Annotated in this window: 1 protein-coding gene; it reads left to right on the top strand. The window is 55.0% G+C overall.

Going from position 1 to position 291, the window contains the following annotated elements; all coding sequences use genetic code 11:
• A partial coding sequence (locus O2S87_RS19055) for a zinc ribbon domain-containing protein (protein WP_475410251.1) occupies positions 1-291 on the top strand: 291 nt, incomplete at both ends.

The raw sequence follows: 291 nt of genomic DNA on the forward strand, positions 1-291 counted from the left end.
GGGAGTTGGCCGAATCAACGTCGGAGACTTAGAGGGCGTGCGTGAAGACGAAGCTGGTAAGTCGAAAAACTGGGGTCGACACGGCAACCTTGACCTGCACGGGTGGGCGTTCGACCGCTTTACAAAGGTTCTCACATACAAAGCGAAAGTCAAGGGAATCGAGGTGGTAGAAGTTTCAGAGCGTAACACGAGCAAGACGTGTTGCGTCTGCGGTAGTGAAGACGATAGTCAGCGTGTCAAGCGTGGCCTCTACGTCTGTGAGGAGTGTGACGCGGCGTTCAACGCTGACGT

The organism is Halohasta sp. A2 (assembly GCF_056175805.1).